13 protein-coding genes are annotated in these 14,196 nt (G+C 65.0%); 5 read left to right on the top strand and 8 right to left on the bottom strand.

Annotated features, from left to right (window positions below):
* Positions 1–102 precede the first annotated feature (102 nt).
* From ACH49N_RS10845 to rpsF, 6 genes are all read right to left on the bottom strand, one after another.
* Positions 103–1,563 carry a glyceraldehyde-3-phosphate dehydrogenase gene (locus ACH49N_RS10845; RefSeq protein ID WP_358272503.1) on the bottom strand — a complete coding sequence of 487 codons (1,461 nt, stop codon included), beginning with the start codon at positions 1,561–1,563 and terminating at the stop codon, positions 103–105.
* Between the two features lie 274 nt (positions 1,564–1,837).
* Positions 1,838–4,042, bottom strand: coding sequence for a replicative DNA helicase (gene dnaB / locus ACH49N_RS10840; RefSeq protein WP_358272504.1), 2,205 nt, complete (start codon positions 4,040–4,042; stop codon positions 1,838–1,840).
* 555 nt (positions 4,043–4,597) lie between these two features.
* Positions 4,598–5,053 (bottom strand): 50S ribosomal protein L9, encoded by a 456-nt coding sequence (rplI, locus tag ACH49N_RS10835; protein WP_109334605.1) that lies wholly within the window; start codon positions 5,051–5,053, stop codon positions 4,598–4,600.
* Between the two features lie 17 nt (positions 5,054–5,070).
* Complete coding sequence (gene rpsR / locus ACH49N_RS10830) at positions 5,071–5,313, bottom strand: 30S ribosomal protein S18 (RefSeq protein ID WP_109334606.1); 243 nt, start codon at positions 5,311–5,313, stop codon at positions 5,071–5,073.
* 38 nt (positions 5,314–5,351) lie between these two features.
* Positions 5,352–5,873, bottom strand: coding sequence for a single-stranded DNA-binding protein (locus ACH49N_RS10825; protein ID WP_109334607.1), 522 nt, complete (start codon positions 5,871–5,873; stop codon positions 5,352–5,354).
* A 65-nt stretch (positions 5,874–5,938) separates the two neighbouring features.
* Positions 5,939–6,226, bottom strand: a complete 288-nt coding sequence (gene rpsF / locus ACH49N_RS10820) for a 30S ribosomal protein S6 (RefSeq protein ID WP_005249677.1) — start codon at positions 6,224–6,226, stop codon at positions 5,939–5,941.
* Positions 6,227–6,407: 181 nt separating this feature from the next.
* Between rpsF and ACH49N_RS10815 the strand changes: the two genes are divergently transcribed.
* The 4 genes from ACH49N_RS10815 to ACH49N_RS10800 are packed head-to-tail and all read left to right on the top strand — an operon-like array spanning position 6,408 to position 8,949.
* Positions 6,408–6,629 (top strand): DUF2945 domain-containing protein, encoded by a 222-nt coding sequence (locus tag ACH49N_RS10815; protein ID WP_109334608.1) that lies wholly within the window; start codon positions 6,408–6,410, stop codon positions 6,627–6,629.
* Positions 6,630–6,631: 2 nt separating this feature from the next.
* Complete coding sequence (locus ACH49N_RS10810) at positions 6,632–6,961, top strand: DUF3140 domain-containing protein (RefSeq protein WP_317768018.1); 330 nt, start codon at positions 6,632–6,634, stop codon at positions 6,959–6,961.
* 48 nt (positions 6,962–7,009) lie between these two features.
* Entirely contained in the window at positions 7,010–8,368 is a 1,359-nt protein-coding gene (locus ACH49N_RS10805) for a hypothetical protein (RefSeq protein WP_358272507.1), read from the top strand.
* On the top strand, positions 8,365–8,949 hold the full coding sequence (locus ACH49N_RS10800; protein ID WP_358272508.1) for a GNAT family protein: 585 nt from the start codon (positions 8,365–8,367) through the stop codon (positions 8,947–8,949). The genes ACH49N_RS10805 and ACH49N_RS10800 overlap by 4 nt, the downstream gene beginning before the upstream one ends.
* A gap of 11 nt (positions 8,950–8,960) precedes the next feature.
* Here ACH49N_RS10800 and ACH49N_RS10795 read toward each other — a convergent pair whose 3' ends face one another.
* A complete protein-coding gene (locus ACH49N_RS10795; RefSeq protein ID WP_358272509.1) occupies positions 8,961–9,905 on the bottom strand; it encodes an alpha/beta hydrolase in 945 nt (314 codons plus the stop codon).
* Between the two features lie 48 nt (positions 9,906–9,953).
* Positions 9,954–11,594: an NAD(P)/FAD-dependent oxidoreductase gene (locus tag ACH49N_RS10790; protein ID WP_358272510.1), complete on the bottom strand. Its 1,641-nt coding sequence runs from the start codon at positions 11,592–11,594 to the stop codon at positions 9,954–9,956.
* A 223-nt stretch (positions 11,595–11,817) separates the two neighbouring features.
* Between ACH49N_RS10790 and ACH49N_RS10785 the strand changes: the two genes are divergently transcribed.
* A complete protein-coding gene (locus ACH49N_RS10785; protein ID WP_358272511.1) occupies positions 11,818–14,112 on the top strand; it encodes a LuxR C-terminal-related transcriptional regulator in 2,295 nt (764 codons plus the stop codon).
* Positions 14,113–14,196: the final 84 nt, after the last annotated feature.

The following is a 14,196-nucleotide window of genomic DNA, read 5'->3' as shown; positions in this document are numbered from 1 at the left end:
TACGAACGAGGAGCTTTCAGCTGCGCAGCCCACCGAATACGCGACGACGCCCGGAGAGCAGCCACTGCTCGGCCCGGGCGCCGCGAACCTACGGTGCTGCGGTCAGACCACGGACACCGCATCAGCGGCGTCGACCGCGGGGTAGATGGGGTACTCCACACCGGACAGGTACTGGACAGTGCGCACCACCTGGCACGAGTATCCGAACTCGTTGTCGTACCAGACGTAGAGGATGGCGGTGTCGCCGTCGACGATCGTCGCGTTCGCGTCGACGATGCACGCGGCGCGCGAACCGATGAAGTCGCTGGACACGGCGTCGGTTGCAGCGGTGTAGTCGAGGTTCCGGCTCAGCGCTCCGGTGAGCGACTCCTGGCTGAGATGCGCGAGCACCTCCTCCCGGGTGGTCTCACGACCCAGCTGAAGGTGGAGGATCGCGACGGACACGTCCGGAGTGGGAACGCGGATCGAGTTGCCGGTGATCTTGGCCTTCAGCTCGGGGAGCGCCTTGGCGACCGCCGACGCGGCTCCGGTCTCCGTGAGCACGAGGTTGAACGGCGCCGAACGACCACGACGATCGGCCTTGTGGTAGTTGTCCAAGAGATTCTGGTCGTTGGTGAACGAGTGCACGGTCTCGACGTGCCCTCGGGACACACCGAATTCGTCGTCCATGGTCTTCAGCGGCGGGACGATGGCATTGGTGGTGCAGGACGCGCAGGACACGATCTGCTCGTTCGGGTCGAGGTCACGGTGATTGACGCCGTGCACGATGTTCGGGACGTCTCCCTTGCCGGGAGCGGTGAGCACCACCTTCGCGACGCCGGGGCGGAGGTGCTTCGACAGGCCGTCGCGGTCGCGCCAGATTCCGGTGTTGTCGATCAGGATGGCGTTGTCGATGCCATGCTCGGTGTAGTCGAGGCTCTCCGGGTCGTTGCTGTAGATGAACTTGATGACGTTGCCGTTGGCGATCAGCGTGTTCTTGTCGGTGTCGACCTTGATCGTGCCGTTGAACTGCCCGTGGACGGAGTCACGGCGCAGCAACGATGCGCGCTTGATCAGATCATCGCTGCCACCCTTGCGGACGACCACGGCACGCAGGTTAAGCCCGTTGCCCGAACCGGCCTTCTCGATGAGCAGTCGAGCGACGAGGCGACCGATACGCCCGAAGCCGTACAGGACCACGTCCTGGGGCTGCGCGGGACTCGTGTGGGCGCCGCCGACCAGGTCGGCGAGGCTCCGTGCAACGAACTCCGGGACCGTTTCACCGTCGCCGTTGGCGCGATAGGCCATCACCAGCAGTCCGAGGTCGACCTTCGAGGGCCGAAGATCGAGGTGAGTCAGCGCTTCGAGGAAGGGGAACGTCTCCTCGACGGACAGTTCGTCGCCGCTGATCTGCCGGGCGAAACGATGGGTCCGCAGGATACTGATGACCGACTTGTTCACCAGGGAGCGGCTGTGAAGCAGGATCGTCACCGCGCGTCTGCGGTGCAGGCCGCCGATGATCGGGATCATCGCCTCCGCGAGAGCTTCCTCGGAGTTCCACTGGGCCAGTTCCACTGTGCTCACTGCGCTTGTCTGCCTTCCCGGCTCATGTGTCCTTGGATCGGATGCCGGCGAGCGCACACCCTTCCACCAGCAGTGACCTGGATCACCGGAGCCGGTTTCGTGACTCGCGGACACCGGCGCGCCCGACGCCTCATCATAAGGAAGCGCTTCTTCGGGCCGACAAGCCGGTCGCCGAAGCGTCCGCTGGGACGAGCATCCGGCCAGGCAACAGGCCGAGCGCAGGAGGAGAGAGGGGCGCGGCAGCAAGCAGGCAAGCTGCTGGAACTATCGCGAGCTACCCCCGCGCCATGTCCACGAACTTGGACAGGTGGAGCTGGTGCGCCACGGTGATCGTGGCGGTGGGGCCGTTACGGTGTTTGCCTAGGATCAGGTCGGCTTCACCGCCGCGGGGGTCGTCGCGTTCGGTGGCGTCGGGGCGGTAGAGCAGGATCACCATGTCGGCGTCCTGCTCGAGGGAGCCGGATTCACGAAGGTCGGCCACCTGAGGACGCTTGTCCTGGCGCTGTTCGGGGCCACGGTTGAGCTGGCAGATCGCCACCACCGGAACCTCGAGCTCCTTCGCCAGAAGCTTCAGGCTACGGGAGAATTCCGAGACTTCCTGCTGACGGGATTCGACCTTCTTGCCGGAGCTCATCAGCTGCAGGTAGTCGATGACGATGAGCTTGATGTCGTGCTTCTGCTTGAGCCGCCGAGCTTTTGCGCGGATCTCCATCATGGTGAGGTTGGGCGAGTCGTCGATGAAGAGCGGCGCCTCACTGATCTCGCTCATGCGCCGGGCGAGCTTCGTCCAGTCGTCGTCCGTCATCTTGCCGGAACGCATGTCACCGAGCTTGATCTTCGCCTCCGCCGACAGCAGACGCATGACGATCTCGGTCTTGCTCATCTCGAGCGAGAACATAACGCTGGCCATGCCGTGCTTGACCGAGCACGAACGCAGGAAGTCCATGCCGAGCGTGGAGTTGTGCGTCGGAATCATCGAGCGACCGGCGAGGTACAGATGATCGGCGTTGTCTACCTCGACGCAGCGCACGGGAACGCTGTCGACCTTGCGCACATCGACGATGCGGCGTGATCGGCGCACATCACCACGGAGTTGCTTGTGGCGGAGGGCCTTCCGGTGCATCTGGAACACGTCGTCGTCAGCGTAGAAGGCGGCGCCACTTTCGACGCGGTGGCAGTCGTATCCCAGACCGACGACGAGTTCGACGACATCGTCCGACAGCAATGGGTCGCGGGTCTCGAGACGAATTTCACCGTCTGCTGCAACAGACGCCGCGGCGTCGAGCATTCCGGCCAGCAATTCGCGGCGTTCGGATTCGGAGCCGCGGAGCAGTTCCGCCGGAATCCTCTTGTTCTCGGCCTGAACGACGAGATCGGCCACACCGACGCGCAGCTCGGGATCAACGGTGGCGCCGACCGTCAGCGAGGCCCCCAATGCGTACGGGTCGACAGGCACCTTCGACGAAGCGAACTGCAACGCGCGCGTATTTGCCACGTGATGACGGGCGCCGATCGAGCCGGCGATCTCACCGGTGGTCCGGACAGCGCCCTGCCCGTCGATCCCCGTCAGCCACTGATGCTGCTCGTCGGCGACGAGGACGGTTCCGTCGGAGAACTCCACCTCGTAGCAGGGGCGGCCGTTCATGACCTCGGTGGCGGCGACGACCCGGGTGGGCTTGCCGTCGGCGTCGATGAGGTGATCGCCCACTCGGACGTCGCCCATGGTGGTCCAGCCGGTGGGGGTGGGCAGGGGGGTGTCGAGCGCGAGCGCCTTACCCACACCGGGCCGCGCTGCGACGATGATCATCTGCCCGGGGTGGAGGCCGTTGGTGATTTCGTCGAGTTCGACGAAGCCGGTGGGCACGCCCAGGGAGATGCCGCCGCGGCTGGCGATGGAGTCGATCTCGTCCATCGTGGGCTGCAGGAGTTCCTCGAGGGGGACGAAGTCCTCGGTGGTGCGGCGTTCGGTGACCTCGAAGATCTCGGCCTGTGCGCGGTCGACGACCTCGGCGACGTCCTGCCCGTCGGCGCCGGTGTAGCCGTACTGGACGATGCGGGTGCCGGCGTCGACGAGGCGACGCAGGATGGCTTTCTCGGCGACGATCTCGGCGTAGTAACCGGCGTTAGCAGCCGTGGGCACGGTCTGGGTCAATGTCACCAGGTAGGAAGCACCACCCACCCGGCGGAGCTCACCACGACGGTCCAGTTCCGCCGACACCGTCACGGGGTCGGCGGGCTCACCGCGGCTGTAGAGATCGAGGATCGCGTCGTACACCGACTGATGGGCGGGACGGTAGAAGTCGCCGGGACGAAGCACCTCGAGCACGTCGGCGATGGCGTCCTTGCTGAGTAGCATGCCGCCGAGGACCGACTGTTCCGCCGCCATGTCCTGGGGTGGCTGGCGACCGAACTCTTCACCGGGTTCCGCGTCGGGCGGCCCCGGGTATTCGGAACGGCCCCGATCGTCTACTACAGCCACTCGACCGACCTTCCCCATCACTGTTGCGCCGCTCGGAAACTGCAGTCCCCGTGGTGCACGAACCCTTTTGTACTCGGCCCTACCGACAACCTTCGCAGGCTCTTCGCGAGAGCCGGCTCCGGAATCGTGAGACACGCCGGGACGACGTTAGGGATTAGCCAAGCCGTGTACAAACCAGCCTGTGTACACAGCTGGGGACAAAATGTGGAAACCGCTGGGTACGTTTGTTAACCCCATGGGGATAACCTGAGGATAAGTACACATCACATTCCCATACCCGCAGATCAGCGCCGTTTTTAACGCTTTCCCCACTGTGGATGAAAACCCGTTCGGCGTGTCTCTCGCGCCGACGAGTCGGGCGTGTTGAGTTCGCCTCCACCGCGCACGCGTATGATCCAGGTCACTCGACGCAGAATGCGCGGCTAACTTCCAGACACACCGTGGAATGCATGGTCCCGCGCAGTTCCCGACCCGAAATGTCCGAGAAATCCGCATGGACAGACTCGGGCCCCCACACGCCGAAGCGCGTGGGGGCCCGTGCAGCGAACGAGTCGACTAGGCGGCGACGACGTTCAGGTGGAACTTGGCAACCACGTCGGGGTGCAGGTTCACGACGATGGCATGCTTGCCGGTCGCCTTGATGTGAGCCTTCGGCAGCTCGAGGCTGCGCTTGTCGACGACGGGTCCGCCTGCGGCCTTGATGGCACCGGCGACATCAGCCGCGGTGACCGAGCCGAACAGCTTGCCCGAGTCACCGGCGGTCTTGACCGTCAGCGACACGTTCTCGAGACCTTCGATGGCAGCCTTGAGCTCCTTGGCATGGTCGAGACCACGCACAGCGCGAGCTTCCTGAGCACGACGGATGCCCTCGACCTGCTTCTCGGCGCCACGGCTGGCAACGATCGCCAGGCCGCGGGGCAGCAGGTAGTTACGGCCGTAGCCGTCCTTGACCTCGACGGTGTCGCCAGGCGCACCGAGGTTGTCCACGTCAGCGGTGAGGATGAGCTTCATGTCTTCCCTCCCTTTCCTTAGCGAGCCACGGTGGCGTAAGGCAGCAACGCCACCTCACGTGAGTTCTTGACGGCAATGGCAACGTCGCGCTGGTGCTGGACGCAGTTGCCGGTGACACGGCGCGCACGGATCTTGCCGCGGTCGCTGACGTACTTACGCAGAAGCGTCGTGTCCTTGTAGTTGATCTGCGTGTTCTTTTCTTTGCAGAAAGCGCAGACCTTCTTCTTCATTACCTTGTCGCGCAAGGGCGGCTTCGGCATTTGTTCGCTCTTTTCTGGATGTTCCGATCAGGTACGGATCAGAACGGGGGCTCGTCGCTCCCACCACCAGAGCCTCCGAAGGAGCCGGACGCCTGCGGCGCACTACCCCACGGATCGTCTCCGCCAGTGTTGGATTGCGGACGTCCGCCGCCTGAACCGCCGGAGGAACCGAAGCCACCACCGCCGCCGCCACCACGGTTGGCCTTGTTGACCTTGGCCGTGGCGTACTTCAGCGAGGGGCCGATCTCGTCGACCTCGAGCTCGACGACAGTGCGCTTTTCACCTTCACGAGTTTCGTAGGAGCGCTGCTTGAGCCGGCCACTCACGATTACTCGCGAGCCGCGGGTCAAGCTCTCCGCCACGTTCTCGGCTGCTTCGCGCCAGATGTTGCAACGCAGAAACAGCGCTTCGCCGTCTTTCCATTCATTGGTCTGACGGTCGAAGGTGCGGGGCGTGGACGCAACGGTGAAGTTCGCGACCGCGGCACCCGCGGGGGTGAATCGAAGCTCCGGATCAGCCGTCAAGTTTCCGATGACGGTGATGACGGTGTCGCCTGCCATATGGTTCCTCCTGCAGAATGTGGAGTTCGGTTGGTCACGAGCCTAGGGCTGGTGACCGACAGAAATCACTTGTTGTGGCGCAGAACCTTCGTACGCAGCACCGACTCGTTCAGACCCAGCTGACGGTCGAGCTCCGCAACGGTGGCGGGAGTAGCGCTGATATCGATCACCGCGTAGATGCCTTCGCTGTGCTTCAGGATCTCGTAGGCGAGACGACGCTTACCCCAGACATCGACCTTGTCGATTTTGCCGCCGTCCTGGCGAACAACATTGAGGAACGTATCCAGCGAAGGAGCGACAGTGCGCTCGTCCAGGCTGGGGTCAAGGATGACCATCAATTCGTAATGACGCATAAGACCTCATCACCTCCTATGGACTAGTGAAACGGCCACGGGCTGTCCGTGGCAGGAGGGTCGTTGCGTCAGCAACCTTTGCAGGCTACATGACGAGCCCCTGACCAGCGAAATCAGAGCGCAGGTGTGGCAGCGGTCGCGACGGGGTATCAGGCGGGAACGTCGACAACGGGAGGCACGCATGACATCGGACAAGAAGTTCGACAAGGGCGACGAGGTCGAGTGGAAAACGCACGGCACCACCACGTCCGGCAAGGTCGAGGAGAAGATCACGGAGGATACCGAAGCCGCCGGACGGACGGTGCGCGCCTCCGAGGACGACCCGCAGTACCGGGTGCGCAGCGACAAGAGCGGGAAGGACGCCGTCCACAAGCCGGATGCACTCGACCGGAAGGACGACTGACGATGGCGGACGACGAGGAAACGTGGAAGGAATTCCGCGATGCCGTCAACATGACCCCGGGTGAACTCGAGAAGTGGCTCGAGACGGAGGAGTCGAAATCCGTCGGCCAGAAATCGGGCGGCGGCGAGTCGACCGGGCACGCCAGCGGCCGGCGGATCGTCGAGGTGACCCGGACGAAGAGGGCCGACCTCGAGCAGCCCGACTACGAGCACATGCGCAAGGTCGTCGGATACGTGCACCGGCACCTCGCGCAGAGACCGTCCGGTGACGTCCGGGACACCCACTGGCGCTACTCGCTGATGAACTGGGGCCACGATCCGCTGAAGGAGTGACCCGGTTTGTCGTCGCACAGGGGGCCCGGCGCGCCCTACTGTGGATTCATGCACATCGGAGCTCGGCAGCGAACGTCGATCACGGCGGTCGTCGTCGGGTTGTGTGGCCTGTCCATGCTCGCCGGATACCTGAACAAAGCCCGGTGCACGGGGGCGCCGTTCGACGCCGCGGGCCGCAGCCTGATCTTCGACCGCATCAAGGACACCCAGGTCTGCTACTCCGACATCCAGTTCCTGTGGGTCGGGCGCGACATCAACCTGCACGTCTTCCCGTATGTCAGCGGGGGAATCAATGCCGACGGCATGCTGACCGGCGGCACGGTGGAGTATCCGGTTCTCAGTGGGATCCTCATGTGGCTGGGCGGAATCGGTTCGCACACCGACGCCGATTTCCTTCTGCATTCGGCCCTGATCCTCGCACCGTTCGGTCTGCTCACCGCCTGGATGCTGGGTCGTCTCGGTGGTTGGTGGGCACTGCTGTGGTCGGCCACCCCGCCGCTCACGCTCTACGCATTCCACAACTGGGAACTTCCGGTTGTGGCCACGTCGGTGGCCGCCATCTTCGTGATGAGCATCGAGCGTTTCCCCCTCCGCTCCCGCGCGGTGGTCGCCGCGGTCCTCCTTGCCGTGGGGTTCTGCCTGAAGCTGTACCCCGGCGCGTTCGTCCTTCCCCTCATTGCGTATGTCCTCACCCAGAACCGCACGGCGGACCGCCGGTACGACGTCCGGGGCGCCTTCACGGTCGCGGCCGCCGCGATCGGCACGGTGGTCGCCGTCAATCTGCCGTTCGCCCTCATCTCCTACAGCGGCTGGCGGGCGTCGTTCACCTTCCAGGAGAACCGTCAGGCCGACATGACCACCAACTCCATCTGGTATTGGGGTCTGCGGCCACATTTCGGCACGATCGGCCTCGACACCCCGGTGCCTGCCTACGACCAGACGGTCGGTCTCCTGTCGCCGCTTCTCGTCTGCGCTGCCTTCGCGCTCGCCCTGCGTCTGGGCTGGCTGCGGTTCCTGCGGAACGGCGCCTTCCCGTGGATCGCGGTCAGCGCCGCCATGCTGTGTGGATTCCTGTTGCTGCACAAGGTGCATTCCCCGCAGTACACACTGTGGCTCATCCCGTTCTTCGTGCTGCTGCGGGTGCCGTGGGGACTGGTGGCGGCCTATCTGGTGGCCGACGTGGCGATGGGTATCGGCGTCTTCAAGTACTTCGGTGCGCTCGCCGCCGGCGAGGACCCGCACACCTTCGAGTGGCTGGTGCAATTCGGCGTGTGGGGACGGGCCGGACTACTGGTGGTGCTGTTCTTCGTGTTCCTCCGGGCACCCCTCCGACGGACCTCGCCGGCCACTCGCCCGGACGACGACGCCGAACGTCCCCTCACCAAGTCACCGGAGCCCGCCAGATGAGCGAGTCCTGGTTTGCCCGGCCCACCCTGACCGGAACCCACGTCCGCCTCGAGCCGCTGTGCGACGACCACATCGACGCGCTGCTCGCGGCCGTCGACGACCCGCGAATCTTTCACTGGACCTCGGTGGACATCTCCGACCGGAAGGATGCAGCGACATTCGTCCGAACCGCGAACGAAGACCCGACGCGACTCGCCTACGCACAGATCGACCTGGCCACCGACATCCTCGTCGGGTCCACCTCCTACTACCTGATCGATCCGCGGAACCGTTGTCTCGCGATCGGGCATACCTGGCTGTCGCGATCCGCGCAGGGAACGCTGATCAATGCGGACTCGAAGCTGCTCTTGCTTCGCCGCGCCTTCGAGGACCTCGGCGCGGTGCGCGTGGAATGGCACACCGACGAGCGCAACGCCCACTCCCGCGGTGCCATAGCGAAGTTGGGCGCCGAGTTCGAAGGCATACTGCGTAAACATCGAAGACGGCGTGACGGTTCCTGGCGCAACACGGCACTGTTCTCCATGACCGACGACGACTGGCCACGCGTGTGCCCCCGACTCCAGGCGAGAGTAGAGGGCTGACGCTGCGGTGATCACACCACGGGCGCGGCGGACGAGATCTTCTTGACGAATTCGATTACTGCCGACCGCATTTCGCTACTGCGCGGAACAGCACCGGACATCCAGAAGGCTCCGTGGACAAGTCCGTCGAACCGGATGACCTCGGTGTCGACGCCCGCGTTCCGCAGGAGACCGGCGTATTCTTCGGCCTCGTCACGGGCCACCTCGTTCTCAGTGGTGAGCACGAGCGCCGGTGGCAGCCCCGACAGACTCGCGGCACGACTGGGCACGGCGTACGGATTGCCGGCGTCGTCGGGCGACGACAGGTAGTGACTCCAGAACCAGTCGAGGTCACCGGCGGAAATGACGTAGCCCTCGGCAAACTCCTCACGTGAGGGCAGTGTCGCGTGCGGATCGATCACGGGGTACACCAGAACCTGGCCTCGCACACGGGGGCCGTCTTCGTCACGGGCCCGCAGCGCGGTGACTGCGGCCAGGTTCCCGCCCGCGCTGTCGCCCATCACGATGACGTTGCCGGGGTCACCGCCGTAGCCTTCCACATTGTCGGACACCCAGCGCAGTGCCGCAGATGCGTCGTCGGCAGCCGCGGGGAAGCGATGCTCCGGTGCGCGGCGGTAGGTGGCGGCTACCACGATCGCGCCGGTGCCGTTCGCGACGGCGCGCGCCGGTTCGTCGATAACATCGAGGTCACCGGCGACGAACCCACCGCCGTGGAAGTAGAGAACGACGGGGTGTGGCGACGGCCCGGCGGGGACGTAAACCCGCAGCGGCAGTGTCGTACCGGCGTTGTCGTAGTGCGCGTCTTCGACGCGGTCGACCGGTTCGGGTGGCGCCTGCAGTCCCGTGAAAGTCGACACGACTGCGCGGGCCTCCTCCACGGACATCTCCGCAAATGGCTTCATACCTTGTGCTCGTAGTCCGGCGATCAGTTCTGCTGCGTTGGCGTCGAGTGCCATGCGACTCTCCTCGGTGTGATGGTGTTCGGGATCGGTCGGTGGTTCGGTTCAGGGCACGGGGACGGGTGAATCGGTGCGGGTGAGAGTGAAACCCGCATAGCCGTCGGCGACGACCTCCGCGCAGGTGGCGCGATAAGCAGGAGCTCCGCCGAGGTAGACCATGCACGCCCTCGGCTTACCGGGAATATTCGCACCCATGTACCACGAGTTCGTCTCCGGCAGCAGGGTCTGATTGGCGATGTCATTGGTCAGTGCGCCCCAGGACTTTTCGGCTTCTCCGGTGGGCTCGATGACATCGAGCCCACGCTGGTTCAGGTAATCGATCGCATCGGTAGCGAAGTCGACGTGGTCCTCGATGGCGAGCGGCATGTTGTAGAGCACCGACGGCGACTGCGGGCCGGTGATGAGGAACAGGTTCGGGAACTCATGGACCATGATGCCGAGATAGGTCGTGGGGCCGTGCTCCCACTTCTGGGCCAACGGCAGGCCACCCCGACCGCGGATGTCCATGGCCATGAGGGGACCGGTCATCGCGTCGAATCCGGTCGCCAGAACGATCGTGTCCACCTCGTAGACGCGGTCACCCACCCGCACACCGGTAGCGGTGATCTCGTCGATCGGCGTGGTCTTCACGTCGACGATGTTCACGGTGTCGCGGTTGTACGCCTCGTAGTAGTTGGTCTCCAGGGGAGGGCGTTTGGTGCCGTACGAGTATCCGGTCGGTGCCAGCTTGGCGGCCTTATCGGGGTCCTGGACGCGCTCGCGGATCCGGTCGCGAATGTAATCGGCGATCGTGTCGTTGGCCTTCTTGTCGAACAGGATGTCCTGATAGGAGTCGATGAACAGCCGGAAACCGCCGGCGTTCCAGCGAGCGTCGAATGTGCGGCGCCGTTCTTCCGCGTCGACGGCGAGCGCCGACGGCTGGACCTGATCGAAGGGCACGCCGAGGAAGTGGTTGCGGGCCGCGTTCCGCACCTTGCCGTAGTTGCGTTTGATCTCGGCGACTTCGTCCGAGTCGCTCGGGCCGTTGCCGAGAGGTGTCGCGAAGTTGGGTGTGCGCTGGAAGACCGTCAGTTCGGCTGCCTCCTGGGCAATGAACGGGATCGCCTGGATGCCACTGGCTCCGGTACCGATCACCGCGACCCGCTTGCCGGTGAAGTCGGCGCCCTCGTGCGGCCAGTTTCCGGTCATCAGCACCTCCCCGCGGAAGCTGTCGATGCCGCCGAACTCCGGTGTCTTCGGCACGGACAGGTTGCCGGCCCCGGAAATGAAGTAGCGGCTCCGCACTATCTCGCCGGTGTCGGTGTGCACGGTCCACAGCGAGTTCTCGTCGTCCCAGTGGACGCCGACCACCCGCGTGCCGAAAGCGATGTCCTTGCGTAGATCGAAGCGGTCCGCGACATGCTCGAGGTAGCGGAGAATCTCCGGCTGGCCGGCGAACTTCTCACTCCACTGCCACTCCTGCTGGAGATCCTCGTCGAACGAGTAGGAGTAGTGGATGCTCTCGATGTCGCAGCGCGCACCCGGGTACCGATTCCAGAACCAGGTGCCGCCGACGTCGGAGCCGGCCTCGAAGACGCGGGTCGACAGCTGCATCGTGTCGCGCAGCTTGTGGAGCGCGTAGAGGCCGGCGAACCCGGCACCCACGACAACGACGTCGACATCGGGAGAAGAAATGGGCTGTGACATGGTGATGGGCTCCTCGTAGACGTGCGGTCCCGGCGGGACTCGAGCGGGTAACCGGGGTATGCAACGACAATGGCCCACGTCACATCACCCCCACACGGGGTAAAACACCCCCTTCGTTACCTGTGTTGGCCGTCACATCACCGCGGGGGTAGGTTCGTCCCACACCTGGTCACTCCGGGATGGGAGGCACCCACTGACTCGCAGCAGAGAACTGAAGAGATCGATGACCAGCTTCATCGGTCGACGACGCGAGATCGAGGAAGCCCGCGCACGCCTACAGCAATCTCGGCTCGTATCGCTCCTGGGTGTCGGCGGCGTCGGTAAGACACGGTTGGCCGAGGAGCTTGCCGTGCGGTCCGCCCGCGCCTTCCGCGACTCCGTCCGGTGGATCGATCTCGCTTCCGTGCGGCAGCCCGAGGCCGTGCCGTCCGCCGCGGCCGTCGCCCTCGGAGTGACCGACCAGTCGAGCCGAGCGGTCATGGACAAGGTGATCGATCACGTGCAGTCGCGACACATGCTGATCGTTCTCGACAACTGCGAACACCTCCTGTCCGCGGCAGCCGAATTGGTGAGCACAGTCCTCGCGGCGGCACCGGAGGTACGAATCGTCACGACGAGCCGCGAACCACTGTCCATCGCCGGTGAGTACGTCTATATGCTTCCGCCCCTGAGCACCCCAGGGGAGATCGAAGACTGCCGGGCCACCGACATCGCGCACTTCGAGTCGGTGTCGCTGCTCGTGGAACGCGCGCAAAGCGTGGTCGCCGACTTCCAACTCACCGACACCAATGCCCGTGCCGTTGCCCAGCTGTGCAACCGGCTCGACGGCATCCCGCTCGCGATCGAACTCGCCGCGGCGCGATTGCGGTCGCTGTCGCCGTCCCAGCTCGTCGAGCGCCTCGACAAAAGGTTCGCACTCCTCACCGGCGGCGACCGGGGGGCGATGCCCCGGCAGCAAACGCTGCGCGCCCTCATCGACTGGAGTTTCGAACTCTGTTCCGACACCGAGCGGTTGCTGTGGGCGCGGCTCTCCGTCTTCTCGGGTAGTTTCGATCTCGATGCCGCGGAGGCAATCTGCGGATTCGGAGATCTGTCGGACACCCCGGTCATCGACGTCCTCGACCGGCTCATCGGCAAATGCCTTGTCGCCGTCGACCGTACGACCGAGCAGCTGCGCTACTCGCAGTTGATGACCGTGCGTGAATACGGTCATGAACTTCTCGAAAAGAGTGGCGACAGCGAGGAATTATGTCACCGCCATCTCGAGCACTACTCGACGCGAGCCGACCGCTCGTCGATCCACTGGTGTGGGCCAGGACAATCCGAGATACTCGCCGGACTCCGCATCGATCACCCCAATTTCGTCGCGGCACTCGACTGGTCGCTTCGGGACGCTTCGCTGCGGGCCGCCGCGGCGCGGCTGGCCGTCGCGCTGCGCTACCACTGGATCGCGGGCGGCTACCTGTCGGACGGCCGGATCCGACTCGAACGGATCCTCCAGCACCTCACCGCGCCCACCCGCGAGCGGGGGGATGTGCTCTGGGTGACCGCCTGGACCGCCCTCATCCAGGGTGATCATGACGCTGCCCTCGCACACCTCGACGAGTGCACCGATCTCGCGACCGCACTAGGCGACGATCGGCTGCGGGCACACGCCGACCACTGGCGCGGCATTCACGCCGTGTTCTCCGGCAAACCCGCAGATGCCGTCCGCCTGTTCCATGACGCCATCGCCGTTCACCGCTCGGTGGGCGATCTCGCGTCGGTGCTGACCGCATCGTTCGAACTGGGCATGGCTCAAACCTACGACGGTCAGCTCGACAGTGCCCTCCGGACGTGCGGTGAGGTGATCGCGGTAGCGGACGCACACGGTGAGAAGTGGAACAAGGCCTACGCCCTGTGGGTGTCGAGCATCGCGTACTTCCACCTCGGCCGCCACGATGACGCCGTCGAGGCGGCCGAGCAGGCATTGCGCATTCAGCACGACTTCAAGGACAAAATCTGCACGGCCCTGTCCATCGAGCTGCTGTCGTGGGTGGCGGCGTCCAGCGGGGATGCCGGCGGAGCAGCCACACTCAGCGGTGCGGCAAAGGGGGTGTGGCGCCGGCTCGGCACGTCCGTCGTGGCGTTCGGTCCGCACATCACCGAGGACTCACTGACGTCGGAGCGCAAGGCCGCTCGCACAATCGGGGCGGACGAGTTCGCCCGGCTCGCAGCACCCGCGGTCGGGCTGACCATCGATCAGGCCGTCGACCTGGCCCTCGGTACCAGGCCGGACGCAGCGCCAACGCCACCCGCGGAAGCCTCACCGCTGACCCGTCGGGAGCAGCAGATCGCCGAACTCCTCGCCGAGGGACTCAGCAATCGTCAGATAGCCGACGCACTGGTGATCTCACGGCGTACCGTCGACGGCCACGTCGAACACATCCTCGACAAGCTCGCCGTCAGCTCGCGCACCCAGGTCGCGGCCTGGGTCGCGGCCCGTGCACACCCACGCATCGGGCAGGCCGGCGGATAGCCGGAACGTAACCACCATCTGCACGAAAGGTGGTGTACTTCCAGACATCTGGGCGGGTCTATACTCCACGACGGCGCCCACGGT

Source organism: Rhodococcus sp. NPDC019647 (genome assembly GCF_044389235.1).
Taxonomy (GTDB): domain Bacteria; phylum Actinomycetota; class Actinomycetes; order Mycobacteriales; family Mycobacteriaceae; genus Rhodococcus_F; species Rhodococcus_F oxybenzonivorans.
This window is presented reverse-complemented; position numbering and strand designations above follow the sequence as displayed.